Source organism: Demequina soli (assembly GCF_000971195.1).
GTDB lineage: Bacteria > Actinomycetota > Actinomycetes > Actinomycetales > Demequinaceae > Demequina > Demequina soli.
Genome location: NZ_BBLZ01000008.1, coordinates 72,960 through 98,768 on the forward strand (window position 1 = coordinate 72,960; position 25,809 = coordinate 98,768).

28 protein-coding genes and 3 tRNA genes are annotated in these 25,809 nt (G+C 71.1%); 15 read left to right on the forward strand and 16 right to left on the reverse strand.

The features are described 5' to 3' along the window. Positions 1-7: 7 nt before the first annotated feature. The 3 genes from AOM04_RS13000 to AOM04_RS13010 are packed head-to-tail and all read left to right on the forward strand — an operon-like array spanning position 8 to position 2,557. A complete protein-coding gene (locus AOM04_RS13000; protein ID WP_082104660.1) occupies positions 8-1,780 on the forward strand; it encodes a BCCT family transporter in 1,773 nt (590 codons plus the stop codon). A 10-nt stretch (positions 1,781-1,790) separates the two neighbouring features. Then, entirely contained in the window at positions 1,791-2,264 is a 474-nt protein-coding gene (locus AOM04_RS13005) for a hypothetical protein (protein WP_062465221.1), read from the forward strand. After that, positions 2,261-2,557, forward strand: a complete 297-nt coding sequence (locus AOM04_RS13010; protein ID WP_062465222.1) for a hypothetical protein — start codon at positions 2,261-2,263, stop codon at positions 2,555-2,557. The genes AOM04_RS13005 and AOM04_RS13010 overlap by 4 nt, the downstream gene beginning before the upstream one ends. 1 nt (position 2,558) lies before the next feature. Here the strand turns inward: AOM04_RS13010 and AOM04_RS13015 are convergent, their stop codons facing one another. From AOM04_RS13015 to AOM04_RS13030, 4 genes are read right to left on the reverse strand one after another with little or no spacing between them, the layout of a single operon-like run. Continuing rightward, positions 2,559-3,044 carry a GyrI-like domain-containing protein gene (locus AOM04_RS13015; RefSeq protein WP_062465223.1) on the reverse strand — a complete coding sequence of 162 codons (486 nt, stop codon included), beginning with the start codon at positions 3,042-3,044 and terminating at the stop codon, positions 2,559-2,561. Next, complete coding sequence (locus AOM04_RS13020; protein ID WP_062465224.1) at positions 3,041-3,766, reverse strand: flavodoxin family protein; 726 nt, start codon at positions 3,764-3,766, stop codon at positions 3,041-3,043. The genes AOM04_RS13015 and AOM04_RS13020 overlap by 4 nt, the downstream gene beginning before the upstream one ends. A 59-nt stretch (positions 3,767-3,825) precedes the next feature. Then, on the reverse strand, positions 3,826-4,107 hold the full coding sequence (locus AOM04_RS13025; protein ID WP_062465225.1) for a DUF1232 domain-containing protein: 282 nt from the start codon (positions 4,105-4,107) through the stop codon (positions 3,826-3,828). A gap of 33 nt (positions 4,108-4,140) precedes the next feature. After that, positions 4,141-4,629 (reverse strand): beta-class carbonic anhydrase, encoded by a 489-nt coding sequence (locus tag AOM04_RS13030; protein ID WP_062465226.1) that lies wholly within the window; start codon positions 4,627-4,629, stop codon positions 4,141-4,143. Between the two features lie 78 nt (positions 4,630-4,707). On the opposite strand from AOM04_RS13030, the gene AOM04_RS13035 reads away from it, so the two are divergent. Both AOM04_RS13035 and AOM04_RS13040 read left to right on the forward strand, forming a co-directional pair. Next, positions 4,708-5,472: an SDR family NAD(P)-dependent oxidoreductase gene (locus AOM04_RS13035; RefSeq protein WP_062465227.1), complete on the forward strand. Its 765-nt coding sequence runs from the start codon at positions 4,708-4,710 to the stop codon at positions 5,470-5,472. An 18-nt stretch (positions 5,473-5,490) separates the two neighbouring features. Next, positions 5,491-6,510: a LacI family DNA-binding transcriptional regulator gene (locus tag AOM04_RS13040; protein WP_062465228.1), complete on the forward strand. Its 1,020-nt coding sequence runs from the start codon at positions 5,491-5,493 to the stop codon at positions 6,508-6,510. Positions 6,511-6,515: 5 nt separating this feature from the next. Here the strand turns inward: AOM04_RS13040 and AOM04_RS13045 are convergent, their stop codons facing one another. The 7 genes from AOM04_RS13045 to AOM04_RS13075 all read right to left on the reverse strand — a co-directional run bounded on the left by AOM04_RS13045 (position 6,516) and on the right by AOM04_RS13075 (position 15,541). Further along, complete coding sequence (locus tag AOM04_RS13045) at positions 6,516-7,529, reverse strand: LacI family DNA-binding transcriptional regulator (protein ID WP_062465229.1); 1,014 nt, start codon at positions 7,527-7,529, stop codon at positions 6,516-6,518. Between the two features lie 192 nt (positions 7,530-7,721). After that, a complete protein-coding gene (gene mmsB, locus AOM04_RS13050) occupies positions 7,722-8,900 on the reverse strand; it encodes a multiple monosaccharide ABC transporter permease (protein WP_062465230.1) in 1,179 nt (392 codons plus the stop codon). Further along, positions 8,897-10,453 carry a multiple monosaccharide ABC transporter ATP-binding protein gene (gene mmsA, locus AOM04_RS13055; protein ID WP_062465231.1) on the reverse strand — a complete coding sequence of 519 codons (1,557 nt, stop codon included), beginning with the start codon at positions 10,451-10,453 and terminating at the stop codon, positions 8,897-8,899. Before mmsA ends, mmsB begins: the two co-directional genes overlap by 4 nt. 87 nt (positions 10,454-10,540) lie before the next feature. Continuing rightward, positions 10,541-11,710, reverse strand: a complete 1,170-nt coding sequence (gene chvE / locus AOM04_RS13060) for a multiple monosaccharide ABC transporter substrate-binding protein (protein ID WP_062465232.1) — start codon at positions 11,708-11,710, stop codon at positions 10,541-10,543. A gap of 319 nt (positions 11,711-12,029) precedes the next feature. After that, positions 12,030-13,544 (reverse strand): L-arabinose isomerase, encoded by a 1,515-nt coding sequence (araA, locus tag AOM04_RS13065; RefSeq protein WP_062465233.1) that lies wholly within the window; start codon positions 13,542-13,544, stop codon positions 12,030-12,032. Continuing rightward, positions 13,545-14,252 (reverse strand): L-ribulose-5-phosphate 4-epimerase, encoded by a 708-nt coding sequence (locus tag AOM04_RS13070; RefSeq protein ID WP_062465234.1) that lies wholly within the window; start codon positions 14,250-14,252, stop codon positions 13,545-13,547. It abuts the gene before it with no gap. A 266-nt stretch (positions 14,253-14,518) separates the two neighbouring features. Next, positions 14,519-15,541 carry a LacI family DNA-binding transcriptional regulator gene (locus AOM04_RS13075; RefSeq protein WP_169816449.1) on the reverse strand — a complete coding sequence of 341 codons (1,023 nt, stop codon included), beginning with the start codon at positions 15,539-15,541 and terminating at the stop codon, positions 14,519-14,521. 349 nt (positions 15,542-15,890) lie between these two features. Here AOM04_RS13075 and galK point away from each other — a divergent pair, with 349 nt between their 5' ends. The 4 genes from galK (at position 15,891) to AOM04_RS13095 (ending at position 19,841) form a co-directional block, all read left to right on the forward strand. Continuing rightward, positions 15,891-17,048, forward strand: a complete 1,158-nt coding sequence (gene galK, locus AOM04_RS13080) for a galactokinase (protein WP_062465375.1) — start codon at positions 15,891-15,893, stop codon at positions 17,046-17,048. 31 nt (positions 17,049-17,079) lie between these two features. Further along, complete coding sequence (gene galE / locus AOM04_RS13085; protein ID WP_062465236.1) at positions 17,080-18,054, forward strand: UDP-glucose 4-epimerase GalE; 975 nt, start codon at positions 17,080-17,082, stop codon at positions 18,052-18,054. A gap of 130 nt (positions 18,055-18,184) precedes the next feature. Further along, positions 18,185-19,540 (forward strand): uracil-xanthine permease family protein, encoded by a 1,356-nt coding sequence (locus AOM04_RS13090; protein ID WP_062465237.1) that lies wholly within the window; start codon positions 18,185-18,187, stop codon positions 19,538-19,540. A gap of 85 nt (positions 19,541-19,625) precedes the next feature. Further along, entirely contained in the window at positions 19,626-19,841 is a 216-nt protein-coding gene (locus AOM04_RS13095; protein WP_062465238.1) for a hypothetical protein, read from the forward strand. Positions 19,842-19,852: 11 nt separating this feature from the next. Here the strand turns inward: AOM04_RS13095 and AOM04_RS13100 are convergent, their stop codons facing one another. Continuing rightward, positions 19,853-20,203 carry a metallopeptidase family protein gene (locus AOM04_RS13100; RefSeq protein WP_062465239.1) on the reverse strand — a complete coding sequence of 117 codons (351 nt, stop codon included), beginning with the start codon at positions 20,201-20,203 and terminating at the stop codon, positions 19,853-19,855. A 137-nt stretch (positions 20,204-20,340) separates the two neighbouring features. On the opposite strand from AOM04_RS13100, the gene AOM04_RS13105 reads away from it, so the two are divergent. From AOM04_RS13105 to AOM04_RS13120, 4 genes are all read left to right on the forward strand, one after another. After that, positions 20,341-20,413: transfer RNA gene (locus AOM04_RS13105), tRNA-Glu, on the forward strand. 62 nt (positions 20,414-20,475) lie between these two features. After that, a tRNA-Asp gene (locus tag AOM04_RS13110) sits at positions 20,476-20,549 on the forward strand. Between the two features lie 64 nt (positions 20,550-20,613). After that, positions 20,614-20,689: transfer RNA gene (locus AOM04_RS13115), tRNA-Phe, on the forward strand. A gap of 118 nt (positions 20,690-20,807) precedes the next feature. Then, on the forward strand, positions 20,808-21,191 hold the full coding sequence (locus AOM04_RS13120) for a phage holin family protein (RefSeq protein WP_062465240.1): 384 nt from the start codon (positions 20,808-20,810) through the stop codon (positions 21,189-21,191). Here AOM04_RS13120 and AOM04_RS13125 read toward each other — a convergent pair. From AOM04_RS13125 to AOM04_RS13135, 3 genes are all read right to left on the reverse strand, one after another. Next, entirely contained in the window at positions 21,184-22,119 is a 936-nt protein-coding gene (locus AOM04_RS13125; protein WP_062465241.1) for a DMT family transporter, read from the reverse strand. The two genes, AOM04_RS13120 and AOM04_RS13125, sit on opposite strands and share 8 nt — an antisense overlap. Next, positions 22,116-22,649 carry a methylated-DNA--[protein]-cysteine S-methyltransferase gene (locus tag AOM04_RS13130; RefSeq protein ID WP_062465242.1) on the reverse strand — a complete coding sequence of 178 codons (534 nt, stop codon included), beginning with the start codon at positions 22,647-22,649 and terminating at the stop codon, positions 22,116-22,118. Before AOM04_RS13130 ends, AOM04_RS13125 begins: the two co-directional genes overlap by 4 nt. A gap of 156 nt (positions 22,650-22,805) precedes the next feature. After that, positions 22,806-23,003 carry a BldC family transcriptional regulator gene (locus AOM04_RS13135; RefSeq protein WP_042215779.1) on the reverse strand — a complete coding sequence of 66 codons (198 nt, stop codon included), beginning with the start codon at positions 23,001-23,003 and terminating at the stop codon, positions 22,806-22,808. 312 nt (positions 23,004-23,315) lie between these two features. Here AOM04_RS13135 and AOM04_RS13140 point away from each other — a divergent pair, with 312 nt between their 5' ends. Continuing rightward, entirely contained in the window at positions 23,316-23,507 is a 192-nt protein-coding gene (locus AOM04_RS13140) for a DUF3073 family protein (protein WP_062465243.1), read from the forward strand. Between the two features lie 225 nt (positions 23,508-23,732). Beyond that, the gene (locus AOM04_RS13145; RefSeq protein ID WP_062465244.1) at positions 23,733-24,620 is read left to right on the forward strand and encodes an endonuclease domain-containing protein; all 888 of its coding nucleotides are present in this window, start codon (positions 23,733-23,735) and stop codon (positions 24,618-24,620) included. 82 nt (positions 24,621-24,702) lie between these two features. On the opposite strand, the gene purM is transcribed toward AOM04_RS13145, so the two are convergent. Further along, positions 24,703-25,809 (reverse strand): phosphoribosylformylglycinamidine cyclo-ligase, encoded by a 1,107-nt coding sequence (gene purM, locus AOM04_RS13150; RefSeq protein WP_062465245.1) that lies wholly within the window; start codon positions 25,807-25,809, stop codon positions 24,703-24,705.

Sequence of the window (25,809 nt, forward strand, 5' to 3'; positions counted from 1 at the left end):
GTCACCCATGGCGACGAGCACCCCGACGCACGAGTCGAAGCGCAGCACCCCGATGACCCGCGGCGACCTCGCGAAGTGGGTGTTCTGGCCCTCGGCGGTGCTCATCCTGGGCTTCGCGCTGTTCGCGATCATCGCCCCCGACCTCGCGCAGTCGCTGTTCGACACGATCCAGGCCGAGATCATCGCCGCGTTCGGCTGGTACTACGTCCTCATCGCCGCGTTCTTCGTCGCGGTGACCCTGTACCTCGGCTTCAGCCGCTACGGCGACATCGTGCTGGGCAAGGACGGCGACGAGCCCGCCTTCTCCAAGTTCTCCTGGTACGCCCTGCTGTTCGCCGCCGGTATGGGCATCGGCCTCGTGTTCTACGGCGTGGCCGAGCCGCTGTCCCACTTCGCGGACCCGCGCCCCGGCGTGACCGGCACCCCCGAGCAGCTCGCCCAGTCCGCGATGTCGCAGACCTTCCTCCACTGGGGCCTGCACGCCTGGTCCATCTACATCATCGTGGGCCTCGCGATCGCGTACGCCGTGCATCGTCGCGGCCGCCCCGTCTCGATCCGGTGGGCCCTCGAACCGCTGCTGGGCAAGAACGTCGAGGGCGCGTGGGGCAACGTCATCGACGTGACGGCGGTGCTCGGCACCCTGTTCGGCATCGCGACCTCGCTGGGCCTCGGGGTCCTGCAGATCTCCGCAGGCCTGTCCTCCGCCGGGATCGCCGAGCCGACCACCACCACCCAGGTGGTGCTCATCATCGTCATCACGATCGTCACGCTGTTCTCCCTGCTCACGGGGCTCGCGCGTGGCATGAAGTGGCTGTCGAACATCAACCTCGCCCTCGCGGGCGTCCTGCTGGCGTACGTCCTCTTCTCCGGTCCCACGCTCTTCCTGCTGCGGGAGTTCGTGCAGTCCATCGGCAACTACATCCAGAACTTCGTGGGCCTGAGCTTCAACGTGTCCGCGTACGCCGGCGCCGAGGGCGCCGCCTGGCAGGCCGCATGGACCACCTTCTACTGGGGCTGGTGGATCGCGTGGGCGCCCTTCGTCGGCGTCTTCATCGCGCGCGTGTCCAAGGGCCGCACCGTGCGCGAGTTCGTGTGGGGCGTCCTGCTGGTCCCCGCGATGATCACCTTCCTGTGGTTCGGCGTCATGGGCGGCACCGCCCTGTACCAGGAGCTCTTCAACGGCGGCGGGCTGGTCGGCGCCGACGGCAGCGTGAACACCGAGGGCGTCCTGTTCGACATGCTCGACAAGCTGCCGGGCGGCTCGATCGCGACCATCGGCGCGATCCTGCTGGTGGGCATCTTCTTCGTCACCTCGTCCGACTCCGGCAGCTTCGTCCTGTCGATGCTCACCTCGGGCGGCCAGGAGACGCCCGCCAAGTGGCTGCGCGTGTTCTGGGCATGCACCACGGCCGCGGTCGCGATCGCGCTGCTGATCTCGGGCGGGCTGCTCGCCCTCCAGACCGCCGCGATCATCACGGCGCTGCCGTTCTCGGTCGTGATGATCGGCATGGTGGTCTCGCTGTTCCGGGCCTTCGAGCGCGAGCATCGGGCCTACGTGCGCGCCACCCGCCAGCGGCTCGTCGAGCACATCGGCGACACGTACGGCCTCGAGCCGTCGACCGCCGAGCTGCGCCAGGTCCGGCTGCGGCCCCCGTGGCGGCGCAGGAAGGCGGACGATGCGGGGGGCGCCGCCGCGAGCACGTCGCCGCCGGCCCCCGTCGCGACCGCGACGCCGCCCGAGCCGAGCGGCGAGGCCCCGCCGGGGGATCCCGCCCCCTAGCCTGGGGCCCGTGACCTTCTCCTACGCGCTCGGGCTGCCGCGCCAATTGGTGCTCGCCGTGACCGCGGTGTCGCTCGTCGAGATCCCGGTCGCCCACCTGCTGCTCGCGCGCTGGAACGGCACCGTCGCGGTCGCCGTCACCGTGGCGTCGGCCGCGTTCATCGCATACATCCTCACCGACTGGGTCGCGGCCGTGCGCCGCCCGATCCGCCTCGAGCCCGATCGCCTGGTGGTCCGCCGCGGGCTGCGCCGCCCCACCGAGGTGCCGCTCGACGCGATCGCGGGCGTGCGCATCGTCCCCTCGAGCGACCGGCTGCCGGACGGCGCCCTGCGCACGCTGTACGCGGGCGAGGCGACGGTGCTCGTCACGCTCACCCCGACCGGCGCCGCGGCGCTGGGTCGCGCGGCGGTCGCGTTCGCGCCCGACGACCCCTCCGCGCTGGTCACGGCCCTCGTCGCGGCGGGCGTAGAGTCGCGAGGGTGAACACGCACGCACCCACGCTCGTCCATGGCACCCGACCGCTGCTCCGCACGGTCATGGCGGTCCGCGGCGGCTGGGCGCTGATGTCCGACGGCGACTCGATGATCGCGTGGCGCGTGGGCGCCGACGCGGCCGCCCTGCTCGAGGTCGGCGCGCAGGTCGCCGACCACGGTCACGGACGATGCACGGCACCCGGCGGCGCGGTCGCCTACAGGGAGGCCGACGAGGAGGGCGACATGCGACGCCTGATGCGCTCCGCGGGCGCCGCCCGCGCCGCCTTCGCCCTCGCGGCCTGAGCTAGGCCGGCTCGACCAGCACGCACACCTCGACGGACCCCTCGGGACCCTCGGGACCCTGCGTCGGCATGTCGACGTAGAGCTCGTACCAGGACGCGTAGTCGTCGCCCGTGGTGGTGCGCGCGCTCACGGGCGCCACCCCCGCCTCGTCCCAGGACGCCATGAGGCGCCTCGTCACCTCCGCCAGGCGCGAGTAGGGGCCCGTGTGCCGCGCGATCGAATACTCGCCCTCCGGCAGCACGTCGGGCTCGATCGGCGATCCCCCGAGGTCCGCGGGGTCCACGAGGTGGCCCACCTCGATGTCGAAGGTCGCGTCCGGGCGGGCCGCGATGTAGCGGATCACCGCTCCCCGCGGCGCGACGCCATGCGCCGCGAGCAGCTCCGCCACCCGGTCGAAGCCCTCCCCGACCACGTGGGGCAGCCGCTCCAGCGACACCTCCATCTCGACGCCCACGTACGCCCGCTCCGGCAGGCGCTCGACGCTCACGCGCGGTACTCCGGGTTCGGGTGGTCGAAGCGGGCGCCGGCGTCCCAGTCCTTGCGGGAGTTGCCGCCCGCGGGGAAGCCGCCGCCGTCCTTGAGCCACCGGGCCACGTGCAGCAGGTTCCACACCATGAAGGTGGTGTTGCGGCGCGTGAAGTCGTTCTCGGGGCCGCCGCTCCCGGGATCCAGGTAGGACGGGCCGGGCCCCACCTCCCCGATCCAGCCCGCGTCCGCGTTCGGGGGGATCGTGTAGCCCAGATGCTGCAGCGAGTACAGGACGTTCATGGCGACGTGCTTGACGCCGTCCTCGTTGCCGGTGACCACGACGCCCGCGGTGCGGCCGTAGTAGAGGTACTGGCCGCGCTCGTTGAGGCCCCCGGAGAGTCCGTAGAGGCGCTCGATCACGCGGGTCGCGACCGAGGACTTGTCGCCCAGCCACAGCGGCGTGCCCAGGATGAGGATGTCCGCGTCGAGGATCCGCGGAGCCAGCGCGGGCCAGTCGTCGCGATCCTGGTTCCCGCCCGGCACGTCCTCGCGCATGTCCGGATAGACGCCGGGCGCGATCGCGTGGTCGACGGCGCGGATCACGTCGACCTCGACGCCCTGGGCGCGCAGGATCGCGATCGCGTTGTCGAGCAGCCCCTGCGTGTGCGACGGCGTCGGCGAGGGCTTGAGCGTGCAGTTCACCACGGCGGCGGTGAGGTCCGAGAAGTCGGGGGAGCTCATGTCCCCGACGCTACGTCAGGGCGCGCCGTCTGTCAGCGCGTGCGGACCGGCCGCGCCCGTCAGGATCGGCGGACGGTGCCCTCGACGTCGATCGGCGCCTGGCCGCGCCCGTGGCCCGCGCGGTAGGCCGCCTCGAAGCGCTGCTTCTCCCGCGTCACCAGGACGAGCAGGATGCCCCACAGCCCCGCATCGTCCACGAGGCCCAGCGGGCCGAGCACCATCTCGGGGATGAGGTCGAGCGGCCACAGCGTGTAGAGCACGGCGCCGGCCGCGGCCACCCACGTCATGGGCGCGAGCCGATGCTCGCCCGACCGGACCGCCTTGAGGAAGCGCCACCACATGGGCCCAGTATGCGCCTCCCCCGCGCGGACGGGTCAGAGCACCTCGCGCAGCTGCCCCGTGTGGACGTCGAACACGAAGCCGCGCACCTGTGTCGCGTCGACGAGGAACGGGCTGCGGCGCAGGCGCTCCATCGACTGGCGCAGGTCCGCGTCGAGGTCCTTGAAGGACTCGGGGCTCCAGGCCGGCTTGAGGCCGGTCTCGTCGAGGAGCTGGTTGCGCAGCTCGTCGTCGGTGAAGGTGAGCGCGCCGCAGTCGGTGTGGTGGATGAGGATGATCTCGCGGGTGCCGAGCTTGCGCTGAGAGATGACGAGCGAGCGGATCATGTCGTCGGTGATGACGCCGCCGGCGTTCCGCATGATGTGCGCGTCGCCGACCTCGAGGCCGAGCAGCGCGAACACGTCGAGGCGCGAGTCCATGCACGCGACCACGGCCAGGTGGCGGCGGGGTGGCAGCGGGCGGTCCGGCGTGTACGTGCTCGCATACTCGCGGTTGTTGGCGACGAGCTCGTCGGCGATGCCCATGGTTCCCTCCCGAGGATTGGCCGGTTGTCGCGCTCCAGCCTATTGCGGCACCGCGGGCGGGGTTGCCACCATGAACCCATGCCGCGCGTCCTGGTCACCGGAGCCGCCCAGGGTCTGGGCGCCGAGATCTCCCGCGAGCTCGTCGCGCTCGGATACGAGGTCGTGGTCCATGGCCGCGACGCCGCCCGCGCCGAGGTGGCGCTCGCGGCCGCGCCCGGCGCCCTCGCCGCCGTCACCGGGCGCCTCGACTCGCTCGCGTCGACCCGGCTGCTCGCGGAGGACGCGAAGGGGCGAGGGCCGTACGACGTCGTCGTCCACAACGCCGCCCTCGGCCCCGAGCAGGACCGCCCGATCGCGACCGAGGACGGCCTCGAGCGCATGCTCCAGGTCAACGTGGTCGCGCCCTACCTGCTCAGCGCGCTGCTCCCCGTGCCCCGGCGCATCGTGGTGATCGGCTCCGACGCCGCGGCGGGCGGGCGTCCCACGGTCGACCTCGAGCCGCCGCGCCCGTGGGACGGCAACCGCGTCTACGCCGACTCCAAGCTGCTCGTCACGATGCTCGCCTTCGAGCTCGCCGCGCGGCACACCGACCGTCAGATCAACGTGGTCCACCCGGGCTGGGTGCGCACCCGTATGGGCGGCCCGCTCGCGGCCCTGCCGGTCCAGGACGGCGCCGACACCCCCGTGTGGATGGTCACCTCGGACGAGGCGATCGCGCGGCGCGGCGGGCAGTACGTCCATCGCCGTCGCGCGGAGCCCGCCCCGCCGGCGGCGCACGATGCGGCGCTGAGGGCGGCGCTCGTCGAGCGGCTCGCGGCCGTGACGGGCGAGCATCTGCACTGACGCCCCTAGGATGCAGGCATGACACTGCCGCGCGCCTCGATGCGGGACGTCGCGCGCATGGCCGGAGTGTCGGGCCAGACGGTGTCCCGCGTCGCCAACGGCTCGCTCAACGTCAGCGCGGAGACGCGCCAGCGGGTGCTCGACGCGATGGAGACCGTGGGCTACACGCCCAACACCGCCGCGCGCGCCCTGCGCAGCGGCACCTTCGAGACGATCGGCGTCATCGCCCACCGGATCGCGCGCACGGGCCAGGCGAGCATCGTCGAGGCCGTGGTGCAGGCGGCCCGCGACTCCGGCCACACCGTCACCCTGCTGGACATCGACTCCACGGGCCACGAGGACGTCGCCGAGGCCGCCTCGCGCCTGTCCCACCAGGCCATCGACGGGCTCATCATCATCCGCGCCGAGATCGAGCACGCGGGCCGGCTCACGCTGCCCGCGGGGTTGCCCGTCGTGGTGTCGGACGCGACCTTCGGCGGCCGCCTGCCCATGATCGGCGCCGACCACGCCGGCGGCGCGCGCGCGGCCGTCGACCACCTGCTCGACCTGGGCCACCGCACCGTCCACCACGTCGCCGGCCCCGCCGACTCGATCCCCGCGCGGGCCCGCCTCGCCGCGTGGCGCGAGGCGCTCGAGGCCCGCGGCGCCGAGGTCCCCGAGCCGCTCGCGGGCGACTGGAGCGCAGCGTCGGGCTACGCGGCCGGCGTCGCGCTCGCGGCGCGCGGCGACGCGACCGCGGTCTTCTGCGGGAACGACGAGATGGCGACCGGCCTCGTGCTCGCGTACAGCGAACGGGGTGCCGGCGTCCCCGAGGACCTGTCCGTCGTCGGCTTCGACGACATCCCGCTGGCCGGGTTCCTGCGGCCCCCGCTCACCACCGTGCGGCAGCCGTTCGCGGAGCTGGGCCGGCGCCTCGTCGAGGAGGTGCTCGCGCGCATCGCGGGCGACGTGCGGCCGGCGTCCGACGGGATCGAGCCGGCCGAGCTCATCGCGTGCGAGCTCGTGGTGCGGGGCTCGACGGCCCCTCCCCGTCGCTGACCCGCTCAGACGGTGCCGCGCTCCACGATCTCCGTGGGCAGCGTCACGCGCGCGGCCGCGCGCCCGCTGATCTCGTCGACCAGCAGGCGCACCATCTCCTCGCTCACGCGGTCGAAGGGCTGGCGCACCGTGGTGAGCGGCGGGTCCGTCTCGAGCGAGATGGGGGCGTCGTCGAAGCCCGCGACCGCGACGTCCTCGGGCACCGCGATGCCGGCCGCGGAGAGCACGTCCATCGCTCCCGCCGCCATGAGGTCGTTCGCGCAGAACACGCCGTCGAACGCGACCTCGCGCGCGAGCAGCTCGCGCATCGCGCGGCGGCCGGACTCGCGGCTGTAGTCGCCGTACGCGACCCGCTCGTCCCCGCCGTCCTCGCCCATCACCTCGCGGAACGCGCGCAGGCGCGACGTGCCGCCCGAGGTGTCCTGCGGTCCGGCGATGTGCACGAGCCGCGTGCGGCCCTTCGCGCGCAGGTGCTCGACCATGGCGCGCGCGCCGCCCTCGTCGTCCGCGGTGGCGTGGCCCACCTGGTCCTCGAAGCCGAGCGGGACGCCCGCGGAGATGACCGGCAGGCGCGCGTCGAGCAGCGTGCGCATGAACTCCTGGCTGTCGCGGTGCGACGAGACCACGAGCGCCCCGTCGACGTGGCCGCCCGTCAGGTAGTCGGTGGCGCGGCGCCTCTCCTCGAGCGTGTCGGCCATGATGAGCACGAGCGTCATGCCGTGCTCCGCGAGCGCGTCCGCGCACGCGCGCAGGATCTGCAGGAAGTTGGGGTCCGCGAAGAACCGCTCGTACGACTCGGTGAGCAGGAAGCCGACCGACCCGGTGCGGCTGGTCGCGAGCGACCGCGCGTGGGGGTTGATGCGGTAGCCGGTGGACTTGATCGCCCTCTCCACCTGGACCCGCGATCCGTCCGAGACCCAATGACCGCCGTTGAGCACCCGGGACACTGTCCCGCGCGAGACTCCCGCCTCACGGGCCACATCGTCGATGGTGGGCCGGCGTCCCCTCAGCTTCGTCACTGATACCTCTCCTCGGTTCGACTACGAGTATGGACTAGAACCGCTCTCAGCGGGGACCATCCCCGCGCGGCGCGTCCCGGCGAGGGACGATGCGGTGGCGCGGGGCGCATCGTCCCGCGGCCGGGGCGCCGCGGCCGGACGAACGACGAGGGGCCCCGGCGAGCCGGGACCCCTCGTGCGATGCGGTGCGGGTCAGCGAGCGCCCGCGCGGCGCTTGTTGTAGACGTCGAATGCGACGGCCAGCAGCAGCACGAGGCCCTTGACGATCTGCTGGATCGACTGGTCGACACCCATGAGCGACATGCCGTTGGACATGGTCGCCATGACGAGACCACCGACCATGGCGCCGGTGACGCGGCCCACGCCACCGGTGACGGCGGCGCCACCGATGAAGCACGCCGCGATGGCGTCGAGCTCGAACATGTTTCCGGCGGCGGGCTGGGCGCCGTTGGAACGCGACGAGTAGACGATGCCGGCGACCGAGGCGAGGACGCCCATGTTGAGCATGACGCCGAACGTGACCCACTTGACCTTGACGCCCGAGAGCATCGCTGCGGCGAGGTTGCCGCCGATCGCGTAGACGTGGCGGCCGAACACGGTGCGGCTGGTGACCATCGAGTACACGACGATGAGGACGGCCAGGATGATGAGGACGTTCGGGAGGCCGCGCGCGTGGGCGAGCTGCCAGGCGAACCACATCACGACGGCGCCGATGACGACCAGCTTGACGACGAAGAGCGGGAACGCCTCGACGGGCTGCTCGTACGCCACTCGGGCGGCACGGGTGCGCCACGCCGAGAAGAAGTAGCCGACGAGGGCGAGCGCGAACACGACGAGCGTGAAGACGTCGTAGCCGTTGCCGCCGAACAGGCCGTTCTGGAAGCCGCCCGCGATCTTCTGGTAGGTGTCCGGGAACGGCGACAGCGAGATGTTGTCGAGCACGAGCCAGGTGAGGCCGCGGAACAGGAGCATGCCGGCCAGGGTCGTGATGAACGCGGGGATGCCCACGAACGCGACCCAGAAGCCCTGCCACGCGCCGATGAGCGCGCCGACCACGAGGGCGGCGATCACGCCGACCCACCACGGCATGTCGTGCTTGATCACGAGCACCGCGGACACGGCACCCGTGAAGGCGACGACCGAGCCGACCGACAGGTCGATGTGGCCGGCGATGATCACCATCACCATGCCGATCGCGAGGATCAGGATGTACGAGTACTGCAGCACCAGGTTCGTGACGTTGCCCGCGCTCAGCAGCTTGCCGTCCGTGAGGATGGTGAAGAGCGCGATGATGGCGACGAACGCGATGTAGATGCCGCTGGTCCGCATGTTCCGGGTAAGGAGCTCCCGGATGCTGGCGGTGCCGGTCATGCCCGGACCTCCTTGTCCTTGTTGGTCTTCTCCTGAGTCATCAGGGTCATGAGCTTCTCCTGCGTGGCCTCCGCGACCGGCACCTCGCCGGTCACGACGCCGAACGCCAGGGTGTAGATGCGGTCGCACGTGCCGAGGAGCTCGGGGAGCTCCGACGAGATGATGATGACCGCCTTGCCGGCCGCCACGAGGCGGTTGACGATGGTGTAGATCTCGTACTTCGCGCCGACGTCGATGCCGCGCGTCGGCTCGTCGAGGATCATCACCTCGGCGTCCGAGTAGATCCACTTGGACAGCACGACCTTCTGCTGGTTGCCGCCCGAGAGGTTGCCCACCGTCTGCATGACGGTCGGCGTCTTGATGTTCATGGAGCCGCGGTACTCCTCCGCGACCTTGATCTCCTTGTTGCCGTCGACCCAGCCGCGCTTCGAGAGCTTGAACAGGGCCGCCGCGGAGATGTTGCGGCGGACGTCCTCGATGAGGTTGAGGCCGTAGCGCTTGCGGTCCTCCGTGGCGTACGCGAGGCCGTGCTTGATGGCCTCCGACACGTCGCGGATCTGGACCTCCTCGCCGTGGAGGTACGTGCGGCCGGTGATGTCGCGTCCGTACGAGCGGCCGAAGAGGCTCATCGCGAGCTCGGTGCGGCCTGCACCCATGACGCCGGCGATGCCGACGACCTCGCCCTTGCGGACGTTGAAGGACGCGTTGTCGACCACGATGCGGCCGGCCTGGGTCGGGTGGTAGACCGTCCAGTCCTCGACGCGGAAGATCTCCTCGCCGACCACGTGCTCGCGCTTGGGGTAGCGGTTGGTGAGGTCGCGGCCGACCATGCCGCGGATGATGCGGTCCTGCATGCCGGCGTCGTTCGTGACGTCGATGGTCTCGATGGTGTGACCGTCACGGATGATCGTGGTGCGGTCGCAGATCTCGGCGATCTCGTTGAGCTTGTGGGAGATCATGATCGACGTGATCCCGCGCTCCTTGAGGGAGCGCAGGAGACCCAGGAGGTGCTCCGAGTCGTCGTCGTTGAGGGCCGCGGTGGGCTCGTCGAGGATCAGCAGCCGTACGTCCTTGGACAGCGCCTTCGCGATCTCGATGAGCTGCTGCTTGCCGACGCCCAGCTGGTTGACCGGGGTCGTGGGGTTCTCGTCGAGGCCGACCTGCTCGAGCAGCTTGCCGGCCTCGTGGTTCGTGAGGTTCCAGTCGATCAGGCCGTTCGACCCGCGACGCTCGTTGCCGAGGAAGATGTTCTCCGCGACCGAGAGGTAGGGGATGAGCGCGAGCTCCTGGTGGATGATCACGATGCCCTTGGACTCGGAGTCCGGGATCGATCCGAAGGCCTGGACCTCGCCGTCGTAGACGATGTCGCCCTCGTAGGTGCCGTGCGGGTAGACGCCCGACAGCACCTTCATCAGCGTCGACTTGCCTGCGCCGTTCTCGCCGCAGATGCCGTGGATCTCGCCGTCGATCACGCTGAGCTCGACGTCCGAGAGCGCCTTGACGCCGGGGAAGGTCTTGGTGATCTTCCTCATCTCAAGGATGTGCTTCGGCATGTCTCACCTCCATAGGTGTGAGAGGGGTGGTGCAAAAAGAGGGGGTGGCGGTGCCGGCCCCGGAGGGCCGGCACCGCCGGGAGCTGCTTAGGAGGCCTGGCCGGAGGCGACCTCGTCGGCGGTCCAGTAGCCGGAGTCGATCAGCAGGGACTGGATGTTGTCCTTGTAGACGATGTCCGACTCGAGCAGGAACGACGGGACGACCTTCACGCCGTTGTCGTACGACGTGGTGTCGTTCGCCTCGGGGGTGGCGCCGGTCAGGTAGTCCTGGGCGACCGTGACGGCCTCGTCGGCGAGCTTGCGGGTGTCCTTGAAGATCGTCGAGAACTGCACGCCGTCGTCGATGAGCTTGACGGAGGCGATCTCGGCGTCCTGACCGGTGACGACCGGGAAGCCGTCGGCGACGGTGCCCGAGTAGCCGTTGTTCTGGAGCGCCGTGATGATGCCGCGCGACAGGCCGTCGTACGGCGAGAGCACGCCGTTGACCTTCTTGTCGGTGCCCACGTACGTGGAGGTCAGGATGTCCTCCATGCGCTTCTGGGCGGTCTCCTGCTGCCAGCGCAGCGTCGCGGCCTTCTCGATGGTCGTCTGGCCCGACGGGACGACGAGCGTGCCGTTGTCGATGTAGGGCTGGAGCGTGTCGATCGCGCCCTGCCAGAAGAAGTGCGCGTTGTTGTCGTCGAGCGAGCCCGCGAAGAGCTCGATGTTGAACGGACCCTTGGCGCCGGCCTCGGTGCCGTCCTCGTTGAGGATGCCGAGACCCACGAGCAGCGAGGTCGCCTGCTGGACGCCGACCTTGTAGTTGTCGAAGGTGACGTAGAAGTCGACGTTCGCCGAGTCGCGGATGAGGCGGTCGTACGAGATGACCGGGATGCCCGCGTCCGCGGCGGCCTGGAGCTGCTGCGAGAGCGCCGTGCCGTCGATCGCCGCGATGATCAGGGCCTTGACGCCCGAGGTGATCATGTTGTCGATCTGCTGCGACTGGGTCGGGATGTCGTCGTTGCCGTACTGGAGGTCGACGGAGTAGCCGAGGTCCTCGAGACCCTTCTTCACCGCATCGCCGTCGGCGATCCAGCGCTCGGAGGTCTGCGTCGGCATGGCCACACCGATGGTGCCGCCCTCAGCAGCCGCGCCGCCGCCGGCGGTCGCGCCGGTCGAGCTCGTGTCGGTCGAGCCCGCGCCGCCGCCGGAGCACGCCGCCAGGCTGATCGCGAGGGCCGCACCGGCACCCGCCGCCAGGAACTTCTTGAACTTCATATCTCCTCCTCGAGATACCGACCCGCGCCATCGCAGGCCGTGCGGTTCATAGTGTGTTTGCGTTCACACCGAGAGTCAAACCCGCTCCGTCACGATGCGGTCACGAGTGCCTCACACCTTGAATTAATTAGGTCTACCAGGTGCGATGCGCGAAACCTGGGAGCGGTTCCAGGATTTCGGCACGCGATGACGGAGAAGGACGGGTCGGCGATTCGGGACCTTTGTCCCCCTGCCGCCCCGACGGCCCGCGGGCCGTCCGGGGGCATGAGGAAGGGCCCCGGCGATGCCGAGGCCCTTCCTTGTCGCGCGCGAGCGGGGGTCAGCGACCGCCCATCCCGTAGTACGCGTTGTTCCAGCGGATCTGCTGCTCGAAGCCCTCGGCCGTGGTGCCCTCGTCGATGACGAGCAGCTCGATGCCCACCATCTTCGAGAAGTCCTTGATGACGTCGATGCCGATCTGGCTGGTCATCGCGGTGTGGTGCGCGCCGCCGGCCTGGAGCCACGACGAGACCGCCGTGGTGAAGTCCGGGCGGGGCTTCCACACCGCGTGGCCGACCGGGAGGTGCGGCATGGGCTCCGGCAGGTCGACGTTGTCGACCACGTTCGCCACGAGGCGGAAGCGGTCGCGCATGTCGGACAGCGCCACCACGACGGCCTCGCCCGCGTCGGCGGTGAAGACCAGGCGGACCGGGTCCTCCTTGCCGCCGATGCCGAGCGGGTGGATCTCGAGGCGCGCCTTCTTGGACGACAGCGCGGGGTTCACCTCGAGCATGTGGGCGCCGAGCGACAGCTCCTCGCCGGGCACCAGGTGGTACGTGTAGTCCTCCATGAGAGAGGAGCCGCCTTCGAGGCCGGCACCCATGACCGCGCACAGGTGCACGAGGATCGCGGTCTTCCAGTCGCCCTCGGCGCCGAAGCCGTAGCCGTCGGCCATGAGGCGCTGCACCGCGAGGCCGGGGAGCTGCTTGAGCTCGCCGAGGTCCTCGAACGAGTCGGTGAACGCACCGAAGCCGCCCTCGACCAGGAACGCGCGCAGCGCGACCTCGATGGCCGCCGCGTCGCGCAGCGACTGGTGGCGCTCGCCGCCCTCGAGCAGCTCCGGGACCACCTCGTACTCGGAGAGGTAGGCGCCGACCATCGCGTCGACGTCGGCGTCCGCGACGGCCGCGACGCGGTCGGCGAGCTCGTTGACGCCCCACGTGTTGATCTGGGCGCCGAGCTTGATCTCCGCCTCGGTCTTGTCGCCCTCGGTGACGGCCACGAAGCGCATGTTGTCGCCGAAGCGCGCGACCTTGAGGTTCTTCGCGGCGTGGGCGCCGGCGGCGGCGCGCGACCACGTGCCGATGCGCTGGGACACGGCCGGGGTCGACGGGTGGCCGACCACGGTGGTGCGGGCGACGTTCATGCGCGACTCGATGTACGCGTACTCGCGGTCGCCGTGCGCGGCCTGGTTGAGGTTCATGAAGTCGAAGTCGATGGTCGCCCAGGGCAGCTCGCGGTTCGCCTGCGTGGCGAGGTGGAGCAGCGGCTTCTGGAGCGCGTTGAGGCCCGTGATCCACATCTTCGCCGGGGAGAAGGTGTGCATCCAGGTGATGACGCCGATGACCTTGGGGTCCGCGTTGGCGGCCATGATCGTCTCGAGGATCTCGTCGCGCGACTTCACGACGGGCTTCCACACCACGGTGACGGGGATGTCGCCCGACGCCTTCAGCGTCTCGACGACCTCGGTCGACTGGTCGGCGACCTGCTTGAGGACCTCGTCCCCGTAGAGGGTCTGGGATCCGGTGAGGAACCAGACCTCGTACTCGGCGAGGTTCGGAACGATGCTGGTCACTTACATGCCTCCCTGCGGCTGCTGTCCGTAGACGTTCTGGTAACGGTCGAAGAGCGCGTCGATCTTCTCCTGCGGGATCGCGACGAGCTCACCGCCCTGACGGGCGATGTGGGTGGTCTTGGCGACGTCCTCGCACATGACGGCGGCCTTGACCGCGTCGCGGGCATCCTTGCCGATGGTGAAGACGCCGTGGTTCGCCATGAGGACGGCGCGGGAGCGGTGGCCCTCGAGGGTCGCGACGATGCCGCGGCCGATCGAGTCGTCGCCGATGATCGCGAACGGGCCCACGGGGATCTCGCCGCCGAACTCGTCCGCCATGCCGGTGATGTGGCACGGGATCGCCTCGTTGCGCGCGGCCCATGCGGTCGCGTAGGTCGAGTGCGTGTGCACCACGCCGCCGACGTGCGGCATCGCACGGTAGACGTACGCGTGGGCGGCGGTGTCGGAGGAGGGGCTGCGGTCGGAGCCCGGCGAGCCCGGGACGACGTTGCCGTCGAGGTCGCACAGGATCATGTTGTCGGGCGTCAGGTCGTCGTAGTCGACGCCCGACGGCTTGATCACGAAGTGCTGGGTGCCGGGGACGCGCTCGGACACGTTGCCCGCCGTCCAGACCACCAGGTTGTAGCGGGTCAGCTCGCCGTGGAGGCGCGCGACGCGCTCGCGGCTGCGACGGATCGCCGAGACCTGCTCGGGGGTGAAGCTCGTCACGGGTGGGACTCCTTCCTCAGGGGTGCGTGCCTTCTCGTGGCGGCAGGCCGTGGTCGGGAGGGACACCGTGCGTCCCGACGATCCACCTGGATGGCCCCTTTGCCGTGCGGAGAGGATGGCTGGTTTTAACGTTAACATACCCGCGATGAGCCGCCGTCCGGGGTCCGTTGGTCCCGGGCGGCGCGCCTCGTGGGCACGGGTTCCACGCTAGCCCGCCGCGGGTGTGGCGTCGCGCCGCAGCCGCGGCCCGCATCGTCCCCCTGCGCTCAGGCGCGCACGGGGCCGGTCGACTGCCGCTCGACCAGCCACGGCTCGACGGGCGAGACCTCGGCCGGCTCGCGCCCGCTGATCGCATCCATGAGCATCGCGACCGCGCGCAGCCCCACCTCGGTGAAGTCCTGGTGCACGGTGGTGAGCCCGGGGTGCGCGTACGCGGCCTCGGGGACGTCGTCGAAGCCGACCACGGAGACGTCGGCGGGGACGCGCAGCCCCCGCTCCTCGAGCGCGTGGATCGCGCCCATCGCCATGGGGTCGTTCGCACAGAAGAGCGCCGTCACCCCCTCGTCGACGGCGAGCCCCGCGCGGTAGCCCGCGTCGGCGCTCCAGTCGCCCTCGAGGATGGGCAGGTGCTCGAGGCCGTGCTCGTCGAGGAACGCGAGGAACGTGTCGCGGCGCAGCTGCGCCTCGGTGAGCCCCGCGATCCCCGTGATGTGCTGGAAGCGGCGGTGGCCCAGAGAGTAGAGGTGGTCGAGCGCGAGGCGCGTGCCCGCGATCTGGTCGACCGCGACGGCGCGGGTGCCGCGCGGGCTGCCCGTGAGCACCGACAGCACGGGCACGTCCGTGGTCGCCTCGACCGCGGCGAGCACGTCGGGGTGCTGCGCCATCACGACGAGGGCATCCACCGACCGGCCGAGCAGGAAGTCGAGCGCCTGGCCCATCGACTCGGGGTCCCACGAGGCGGTGGTGATGAGCGGCTTGAAGCCCGCCTTCTTCGCGGCGTGCTCGATCGCGTAGAGCGTGCTCGTGGGGCCGAAGTGCGGCACCTCGGGCATGATCACGCCGATGACCTCGGAGCGCCCGGTCGCGAGCGCGCGGGCGGCCATGTTGCGCCGGTAGCCCAGCTCGCGGATCGCGGCGAGCACGCGCTCCCGGGTCTCCGGGCGGATCCCGGCGAAGTCGTTGAGCACGCGCGAGACCGTCTGGTGCGAGACGCCGGCACGCGCCGCGACGTCGTGCATGCTCGGGCCTCGTCCGCTCTTGCTGAGCGAGGCGGGACGGTCCGTTGTCATGGCGGTCAGGCTATCCCAACGGGTGCAGGGACGATGCGGGACCCGGGACCCGCGCGGCGCTCGCGCCATCCCCGGCGGGCGAGGCGCGGGGCCCGCGCGGCCGCCGCATCGTCCCCCGGGAGGAGGGACCGACGTCCCGCTTGGCCACCCGTCATGTTGACGGTAACATGGCGGAGGTAACTTCCCGACGCCGGCCCGTCCGGCGACGGCTCGAGCACCGCGCACGGCCGCGCAGTCCCGACGGCCGACGTGGGAGCATGGGGCCAGCGATCCCGCCTGGGACCTCGCCCCTCGCACCCGCTGCCCGGCGCCCGCGCCGACACCCAGCCCTGGAGGCATCGTGATCGACATCCCCTCGCCCGAGTCCACCACGCGCGCCTTCGAGGAGCGCTACGGCCGCCGCCCCGACGGCGTGTGGTCCGCGCCGGGCCGCGTCAACCTCATCGGCGAGCACACCGACTACAACGACGGCCTCGTGTTCCCCTTCGCGATCGAGCGGCGCACGTGGGCCGCCGTGGGCCGCCGCGACGACCGCATGCTGACCGTCCACTCCGGCGCGATGCCCGAGCCGGCCCAGGCCTCGCTCGACGAGCTCGGCCCCGAGCGCTTCGAGGGCTGGAGCGCCTACGTGTTCGGCGTCGTGTGGGCGATGGAGCAGCGCGGCGTCTCGCTCGAGGGCCGCACCGGCTTCGACATCATGCTCACCTCGGACGTGCCGCTCGGCGCCGGCCTGTCGTCCTCCGCCGCGATCGAGTGCGCCGTCGCGCTCGCGCTCAACGACGAGTGGGACCTGGGCCTGACCCGCCGCGAGCTCATCTACATCTGCCAGCTCGCGGAGAACGGCGCCGTGGGCGCCCCCACGGGCAACATGGACCAGACCGCGTCGCTCATGGGCGAGGAGGGCCACGGCGTCCTCATCGACGTGCGCGCGGAGACCGCCGACCCGGTCGCCCTGCACTTCGCCGACGAGGGCCTCGAGCTGCTCGTCATCGACACCCGCGTCCACCACGAGCACGCCACCGGCGGCTACGGCGCGCGCCGCAGGTCGTGCGAGGACGGCGCCGCCGCGATGGGCGTGCCCTCGCTGCGCGACCTCACCGAGGACGACCTGCCCCGCGCGCAGGAGACCCTCGACGACGAGACCTTCCGTCGCGTCAAGCACGTCGTGACGGAGAACGCCCGCGTCGCCCGCACCGCCGAGGTGGTCGCGGCCGAGGGCCCGCGCGCGATCGGCGACCTGCTCGTCGCCTCGCACGCGTCGATGCGCGACGACTTCGAGATCTCCGTGGCCGAGCTCGACCTCGCGGTCGAGACGGCGCTCGCGAACGGCGCGGTCGGCGCCCGCATGACCGGCGGCGGCTTCGGCGGCGCGGCCATCGCGCTCATCGAGGCCACCGCCGTGGAGGCGATGACCGCCGCCATCGAGGCGGCCTTCGCGGAGGCCGGCCTCACCGCGCCCATCATCTTCGTGGTCAACCCGTCCGCGGGTGCCCGCCGCGACGCCTGAACCCGTTCCCAGCCCCTTCCCTAGGAGACACATGTCCTGGCTTGTCACCGGCGGCGCCGGCTACATCGGCTCGCACGTGGTCCGCGCCCTCCAGGCCGCGGGCATCGACCCGGTCGTGATCGACGACCTCTCGAGCGGCATCGAGTCCTTCGTGCCCGCGGGCGTGCCGTTCGTCAAGGCGTCGATCCTCGAGACCGACGTGGTCGAGCACACCCTCACCGAGCACGGCGTCGTGGGCGTCATCCACTGCGCCGGCTACAAGTACGCCGGCGAGTCCGTGAAGTTCCCGCTCGTCAACTACAAGGCCAACGTCGACGGCACGCGCTCGCTGCTCGAGGCGATGGAGAACGCCGGCGTGCGCAGCCTCGTGTTCTCGTCCTCGGCCGGCGTCTACGGCAACACCGACTCCCCCGTCGTGACCGAGTCCACCTCCACCACGCCCGAGTCGCCCTACGGCGAGTCGAAGCTCATCGGCGAGTGGCTCATCCGCGACCAGGTCACCGCGACCACCATGGCGGGCGCCCCGCTCGCGGCCACGAGCCTGCGCTACTTCAACGTGGTCGGGTCGGGCTACGCGGACATCTACGACGCCTCGCCGCACAACCTCTTCCCGAAGGTGTTCTTCGCGATCGAGGCCGGCAAGGCGCCGCAGATCAACGGCACCGACTACCCGACGCCGGACGGCACCTGTGTGCGCGACTACGTGCACGTGAGCGACCTCGCGGCAGCCCACGTGGTCGCCGCCCAGCGGCTCGACGCCGGCGACACCCTCGAGCGCGTCTACAACCTGGGCTCGGGCTCGGGCACCTCGGTGCGCGAGATCGTCGACGCGATGGTCGCCGCCACCGGCACCGACAAGGCCCCGGTCGAGGCGCCCCGGCGCCCCGGCGACCCGGCCAAGATCGTCGCCGACGGCACCCTCGCCGCCCGTGACCTCGGCTGGGCCATGCGCCACACCGTCCAGCAGATGGTCGACAGCGCCTGGGCCTCGCACCCCAAGGCCTGACCGCACCTCCCCCGACGCTCCGCACGCCACACCGTGCGGAGCGTCGTCGCGTCCGCGCACCCGGGACCCTCGCGGGCTACATTCCCCTCAGTTCCCTCGCCTGGCAGGCATCACCCCCACAAGGAGAAGCATGAGCATGTTCACCTGGTCCCTCCACGGGGACGGCAAGCACCCGGAGCCCGGCCGCTCGGTCGCCCCGGACGAGCGCCTCACCTACCCCCGCACCATCGGCATCGGCGCGCAGCACGTGCTCGCCATGATGGGCTCGACGCTGCTCGTGCCCGCCATCACCGGCATGCCCGCGTCGACCACGATGTTCTTCAGCGCGATCGGCACCGCGCTGTTCCTCACCATCACGCGCAACCGCGTGCCCAGCTACCTCGGCTCGAGCTTCGCGTTCATCGCGCCGCTCGCCGCGGCGGGCGTCAACGCCGGCAACGGCGAGCTCGACGCCGCGACCATCGGGCGCGGGCTCGGCGGCATCCTCCTCGCGGGCATCCTGCTCGCGATCGTCGGCCTCATCGTCACCCGCTTCGGCGCCGGCTGGATCGACCGCTCGATGCCTCCCGTCGTCACCGGCGCGATCGTCGCGCTCATCGGTCTCAACCTCGCGGGCGCCGCGAAGAACCAGTGGAACGCGAGCCCGTGGACCGCGCTCGTCACGCTCGCCGCGACGCTCATCGCGATGGTGGCCTTCAAGGGCTTCATCAGCCGCGTCGCGATCCTGTTCGGCGCCGTCGTCGGCGGCGTCTTCTCCGCGATCCGCGGCGAGTGGACCACCCCGCTCGACTCGTTCGGCGGCGAGACCGCCGTCGACCACATCGCGAACGCGTCCTGGTTCGGCCTGCCGACCTTCCACACGCCCACCTTCGACGGCAGCGTGCTCGTCGCCTTCGTGCCCGTCGTGATCATCCTCATCGCGGAGAACATCGGCCACCTCAAGTCCGTGTCCGCGATGACCGACCGCAACCTCGACCCCGAGACGGGCCGCGCGCTCCTCGCGGACGGCACCGCGACCATCATCGCGGGCCTCGGCGGCGGCTCCGGCACCACCACCTACGCCGAGAACATCGGCGTCATGGCCGCGACCCGCGTGTACTCGACCCTCGCCTACTGGGCGGCGGCCGCGGTCGCGCTGCTGCTGAGCCTCGTGCCCAAGTTCGGCGCGATGGTGTCGGTCATCCCGCAGGGCATCCTCGGCGGCCTGTCCACCCTGCTCTTCGGCCTCATCGCGATCCTCGGCGCGCGCATCTGGGTCGAGAACAAGGTCGACTTCACCAAGCCCGTCAACCTCGTGACCGCCGCCGTCGCGCTCATCGTCGGCACCGCCGACTACACGGCGACCGCGGGCTCGATGGTGTTCAACGGCATCGCGCTGGGCGCCATCGCGGCGCTCGTGATCTACCACGGCCTCGGCTGGATCGGCCGTCGCGCCGGCACCCACGCGGTCGCCTCCCCCGCCTTCATCGAGGGCGACGAGGACTGACCTCCGGACGATGCCCGGGCCGCCTCCCGCACGAGGCCGCCCGGGCATCGTCGCATCCGCGCACGGCGGGGCCTAGCCTGGACGGATGGAACCCTTCGCCCTCTCCCACGGCACCCAGGTGCGCACGTTCGCCGTCGAGGACGACGGCTGCACGATCGTCCTCACCACCACCGACACCTCCCAGCCCGAGCGTCCGCCGCACGTCGGCTACGAGGTGTGCGAGTCCGACGCCGAGGCCCAGGCCGTGCTCAACAAGCTCGTCCACGACCTCGAGCGCCAGGGGTGGCTCCCCGTCGGCTGAGCCCGCGCCGCTCAGTCCCAGCCGAGATCGTGCAGGCGCTCGTCCGAGATCCCGAAGTGGTGCGCGATCTCGTGGACCACGGTGATCGCGACCTCGTCGCGGACCTCGTCCTTCGACCGGCACATGCGCAGCGTCGGGTTCATGTAGATGAGGATCCGGTCCGGCAGCGCGCCGCCCCACAGGTCGCCGCGCTCGGTGAGCGCCACGCCGTCGTAGAGGCCGAGCAGGTCCTTGTCCTCACCCTCGGGCTCGTCCTCGACCAGGATCACGCAGTTGTCGATGAGGTCGAGCAGCTCGTCCGGCACCTCGTCGATCGCGTCCTCGACGGCGGTCTCGAACTCCTCGCGGGTCATCCTCACCATGGTGCGATGCTCCCACGGCCACGGGACGCACCACGGCCACCGCACATCGTCCCTGGTAGGCGGCCGATTGGATTTTTCACTCCATTACCCCTATAGTTTTCTACGCCTCGGCGCAAGGTTTCCAAGCGTGGACGCGAGCCCTCATCGTCTAGCGGCCTAGGACGCCGCCCTTTCACGGCGGTAGCACGGGTTCGAATCCCGTTGGGGGTACGGAGCCGGGCAGAAGATGGTCTAAACTTCATACGTCTTGCTCGCGGCAACGCGAGAATCAAGGCCCTGTAGCGCAGTTGGTTAGCGCGCCGCCCTGTCACGGCGGAGGTCGCGGGTTCAAGTCCCGTCAGGGTCGCGGTACGCGAGCCCCTTCTCACGGAGGGGCTTTCGTCTCAAGTAGGGGGACGCCCCTGCGCCAAGGCTCTGTAGCTCAGTTGGTAGAGCGCACGACTGAAAATCGTGAGGTCACGGGATCGACGCCCGTCGGAGCCACCACCAAGCCCCCGGAGGATCGCCTCCGGGGGCTTTCCTGTTCCACGAGAACGTCCTCACCCGTTTGCGCTGGCCTGCCGATACAGGATTGACTAGGGACAATCCCGCCTGGAGGTGAGCCATGTCGTCCGACAACTTCGGCCGTTACTTCGTCAATGCGATCGTCGCCGGCGTGCTCGGGCGCATCACGGCGGTCATCAGGACCGAGATCGAGCGTGCGAAGCAGGAGACGGCCAAGAAGCTCAAGGGCATCGGCGCGGGCGTGGGCCTGTACGTCGGCGCCGGCGTCTTCGGCTTCTTCGCCTCGGGCGTGCTCATCGCCGCGGCCGTGCTCGGCCTGGCGACGGTGTGGCCCGCGTGGCTCGCCGCGCTCACGATCGGCGTCGCGCTGCTGCTCATCGTGATCATCCTCGTCCTGATCGGCAACGCGCTGATCAAGAAGAACAAGGACCTCACGCCGCACGAGTCCATCGACAACGTCAAGGCGGTCGTCGGGCTCAAGTAGCCGGTTCGGCCCCCGGAGCCGTCCGCCCCGCCGCGCGCGGACGCGGCGTCCGCTGGGCGAGCCACACCCCCGCCAGCACCACGGCGGCGCCCACGGGCTCGTGCCAGCGCACGTGCTCGTGCAGCACGAGCACCCCGAGCAGCGTCGCCACCACCGGGACCACGTACGTGACCGACGCCGCGGTGGTCGCGCCCGCGAGCCGGATCACCTTCCAGAACAGCACGTAGGTGAAGCTGGTGCCGAGCACGCCGAGCGCGAGCAGCCCCCACAGCGCCTCCGAGCCGAGCGACAGCGCGCCGGGCGCCGGCGCGGGGGCCGCGAGCGCGAACGGCAGCAGCAGAAGCGCCGAGATGCCGATCTGGACCGCGGACAGGGCGGTCGGGCCCTCGTGGACGCGCGCGAGCAGCATGCGCGACATGGTCGACCCGATCCCGTAGAACGCCGTCGCCGCGAGCATGAGCGCCGCGCCGAGCAGCGGGACCGCGTCGATGTTCCACGCGCCCAGCAGCACCGCGATGCCGGCCGCGCCGAGGAGCAGCCCGCCGACCTGGGCCCGGCTGGCCCGCTCGTGCGGGATGAGCAGCGCGACGAACAGCGCCGTCCACAGCGGCGTCGTGGCGTTGAGGAGGCTCGCCAGGATCGACGTGATGTGCTGCTGCGCATACGGGATGAGGACGAACGGCACCGTGGACAGGCCGATCGCGACCACGCCGATGCTCGCGACGTCCCGCCACGTGAGGCGAGGGCGGCGACGCGCGAGGAGCAGGGCCGCGCCCAGCACGACCGTGCCGATCGCGACGCGCCCGAAGCCCACCTGGGCGGGCGCGAGCCCGCGCAGCGCGAGGGAGATGAAGAGGAAGCTCGCGCCCCACGACACGGCGCAGAGCGCGAAGGCCGGCACCCACGCGCGGGCAGGTGCCTGCGTCACGGGGTCACCCGCGCATCGTCCACCGTGCGCTCCCCCTCCATGACGAGCATCGCGCGCTTCATCGCCTGCCCGCCGTAGCCGTAGCTGCCGAGCTCGCCGCCGGACTTGACGACGCGGTGGCACGGGACGAAGGGGGCGATGTTGTTCCGCGCGCAGGCGGTGCCGGCGGCGCGCATGGCGCGGGGACGACCCGCCATCGCCGCGAGCTCCTGATAGCTGACCGATGCGCCCGCGGGCACGGTCCTCAGCGCCTCCCACAGCTCCTGGAAGAAGGGTCCGCCGTCCTGCGCGACCGGGACGCGCGTGATCGCGTCGTGGTCGCCGCCCAGCCAGCCCTCGACGGCCGCGCGGATCGCGGGCAGCTCGCCCTCGACCCAGCCGCGGCCCTGCAGGCGCGACGGCAGCGCGGCGACGGTGTCGCGCATCGGCCGGAAGCCCGAGGCGCGCACCACGCCGTCCTCGAGCGTGACGAGCACCGTGAGGGTGCCGAAGGGCGTGTCGTAGGACTCCGCGACGAGGGGGGACGTCATGGAGGAAGGCTACGCCGGAGGGCAGACGTCAGCCCCGGCTGACCGGACTGCGATGTCCGGTCAGCCGGCGGACGTGTCCGGCTGTATTCGTGGCGCGCTACGCCTCGACCCGGCGCCCCTCAGGCACCGAGCGCGGCGGGCACGACCCGCGTGAGGCTAGCGCCCCTCCTGCGCGGCGGCGAGGAGCGCCTGTACCTCGGCCTCGCGGAAGCGACGGTGGCCCCCGAGCGTACGGATCGAGCTCAGCTTGCCGACCTTCGCCCACCGGGTGACCGTCTTCGGGTCGACGCGGAAGATCGCGGCGACCTCCGACGGGGTGAGCAGCTTCTCGGGCTCCTGGGCAGTCTCAGTCATGTATCTATCCCTCAGTCATCTGTCGACTCGTCGCCTCGGGGGAGGCTGTGTGCGGTATGAGACGGTCGACGAAAGCGATTATGACGGCGAAAGGTCAAGTTTTCCTGATTATGCGATTTGTGTCACATTCGGCGTGTCGCGATCGCGCGGTGTGCATCCTGGTGCAGGGACGATGCGTCGGGGCCCGCGCGGGCGTGCCCGCAGGCGGCCGGGGAGGGAGTCGCATCCTGCTGGACACGCGTTGTAAAGTAGGGCAGGAATGACGAGGCGGCGCCCGAGCACGAGGCGCGCGAGACCGGGAGGGACGGCGACATGGGTCGAGGCCGTCAGAAGGCTAAGGACGCGAAGATCGCTCGTCAGCTCAAGTACACGAACCACGGATCTGACATCCGTGAGCTCGAGCGTGAGCTGATCAGCCGCGACGGAAGCGCGTCCGTCCCTGCTGTTTCTTCTTCCGACGACTCCGACGAGTACTACGACCGCTGGGCGGACGACGAGGACTAGCTCCTCGCTCCTGCCCCGCCGGCTGTCACCAACCGCCGTACAGGACGTCTGCCGCGCGCCGTCGTGGCTGATCACGCGTCGGGCGCGGCCGATCGTGCGCCGATTCGGTACGCGGCACAGGCTCGCGGCCGTGCCGATGTCCCCGTGCCCGCCCGCCCCGGGTCCGCATCCACCGATCCGGACCCCGTCGTCGCGTCGTCGCCGTGCGTCGCGCAGCGTGGACGCATGGATCCCGTCGCCGCGCTCATGAGCCTCGGCGGTGCCGCCGAGCTCGCCGCGCTCACGCGGCTCAAGGTCGGCAAGCGCCAGCTGCATGCCGCGGTGGACCGCGGCATGCTCATCCGCGCGCGTCGCGGCTGCTACGCGCTCCCGGATGCCGATCCGAACGTCGTAGCCGAGGTCGCGTGGCGAGGCCGGCTCACCTGCGTGAGCGCCATCGGCGCTTGGAGCCTGCCGATCCTCGATCCCGTGCCGGGCCTTCACCTCGCGATCCCGGCGTCGCGGAATCACGGCAGCGACCACCTCGCGCTCCCCGCCTCGATCACGGCCCATCATGTCGGCGACGTCGAGGCCGCGCGCCGGCTCGCGGGCGCGCTGGACATCGCCTCGCGCTGCGTCTCACGCGAGTCGCAGCTGGTGATGGTCGACGCTGCGCTCTCGCGGCGCCTCATCGCGAGGGCGGAGGTCGCGGCGTTCGAGGCGACGTCGAGACGACGGCGCGCATTCCTCCTGCGACACGCGAGCAGGTTGTCGCAGTCGCCGTTGGAGTCGCTCACGCGGCTGGTTCTCACCCGCGCCCACCTGGCGTTCCACCAGCAGGTGGTCGTCGGCGGGGTCGGACGTGTCGACTTCATCGTCGAGGGCCGTGTGATCGTCGAGGTGGATGGCCGCACGACGCACGACGATCCGGTCCAGTTCGCGGAGGACCGCAGGCGCGACCGGGCTGCCGTTGCGCTCGGCTATCGGGTCCTCAGGTTCACCTATGCCGACGTGACGGGCGCGCCGGACAGGCTCCTCGCGGACATCCGTGCGGCGCTGCGAGCGCCGTGGCTGCCCGTGCCACCCCGCGCCGCCTGGCCCCAACCGCCGTACGGATCGCCCGCTGGTCAGTGAATGCCCTGGTCCGGGCACCGCCGGGTCGATGTGTACGCCGGTTCGGAACACGGGCTCCAAGCACCGGTGGGGACCGGAGCCGTCAGGCGACCCGGTACGCCCCGCTCAGCATGACCGTGCCGCCGTCGACACCCTTGGCGCCGCGCACCACGTCGGCGGAGGCGGGCGCCATCGGGTCCGCGATGACCTCGCCGAGGGCCCAGGCGGGCACGCCGGCGGCCGTCGAGGCGGAGATGAGCGCATCGGCGTCCGCGGCCGAGACGATCGCGACCATGCCCACGCCCATGTTGAGCGTCGACTCGAGGTCGTTCCACGGCACGTTGCCCGCGGCCTGGACCACCGAGAACACGGCGGGCAGATCCCAGCAGGAGCGGTCGACGGTGGCCGCGAGGCCCTTGGGCAGCACGCGCGCGACGTTGGCCGCGAGGCCGCCGCCGGTGACGTGGGAGAAGGCGTGGAGGCCCGGGACGGACGCCGCGAGGTCCACGCACAGCCGCGAGTAGATCCGCGTGGGCTCGAGGAGCTCCTCGCCCACCGTGCGACCCAGCTCGGGGATCGCGGTGGACAGCTCCCAGCCGGCGTGCGCGACCACGGACCGCACGAGCGAGTAGCCGTTGGAGTGGAGCCCCGAGGACGCCATCGCCACGATGACGTCGCCGGCGGAGACCCGCTCGGGGCCCAGCAGCCTGGACGCCTCGACCACGCCGATCGCGGCGCCCGCGACGTCGTAGTCGTCGGGCTCCATGACGCCCGGGTGCTCGGCGGTCTCGCCGCCGACCAGCGCGACGCCGGCCATCTCGCAGCCCTCGGCGATGCCGCGCACGATGTCGGCGATCCGCTCGGGCACCACCTTGCCGCACGCGATGTAGTCGGTCATCACCAGGGGCTTCGCGCCGCACACGACGATGTCGTCGACCACCATCGCGACCAGGTCCTGGCCGATGGTGTCGTGGATGTCCATGGCCCGGGCGATGACGATCTTCGTGCCCACGCCGTCGGTCGACGAGGCGAGCAGCGGCCGGTCGTACGCCTTCAGCGCCGAGGCGTCGAAGAGCCCGGCGAACGCGCCCACTCCCCCGAGCACCTCCGGCCCGTGCGTGCGCGACACCGCGGACTTCATCAGCTCGACCGCGCGGTCGCCCGCGTGCGTGTCGACGCCGGCGGCGGCGTAGGTGATGCCGTCGGTCAT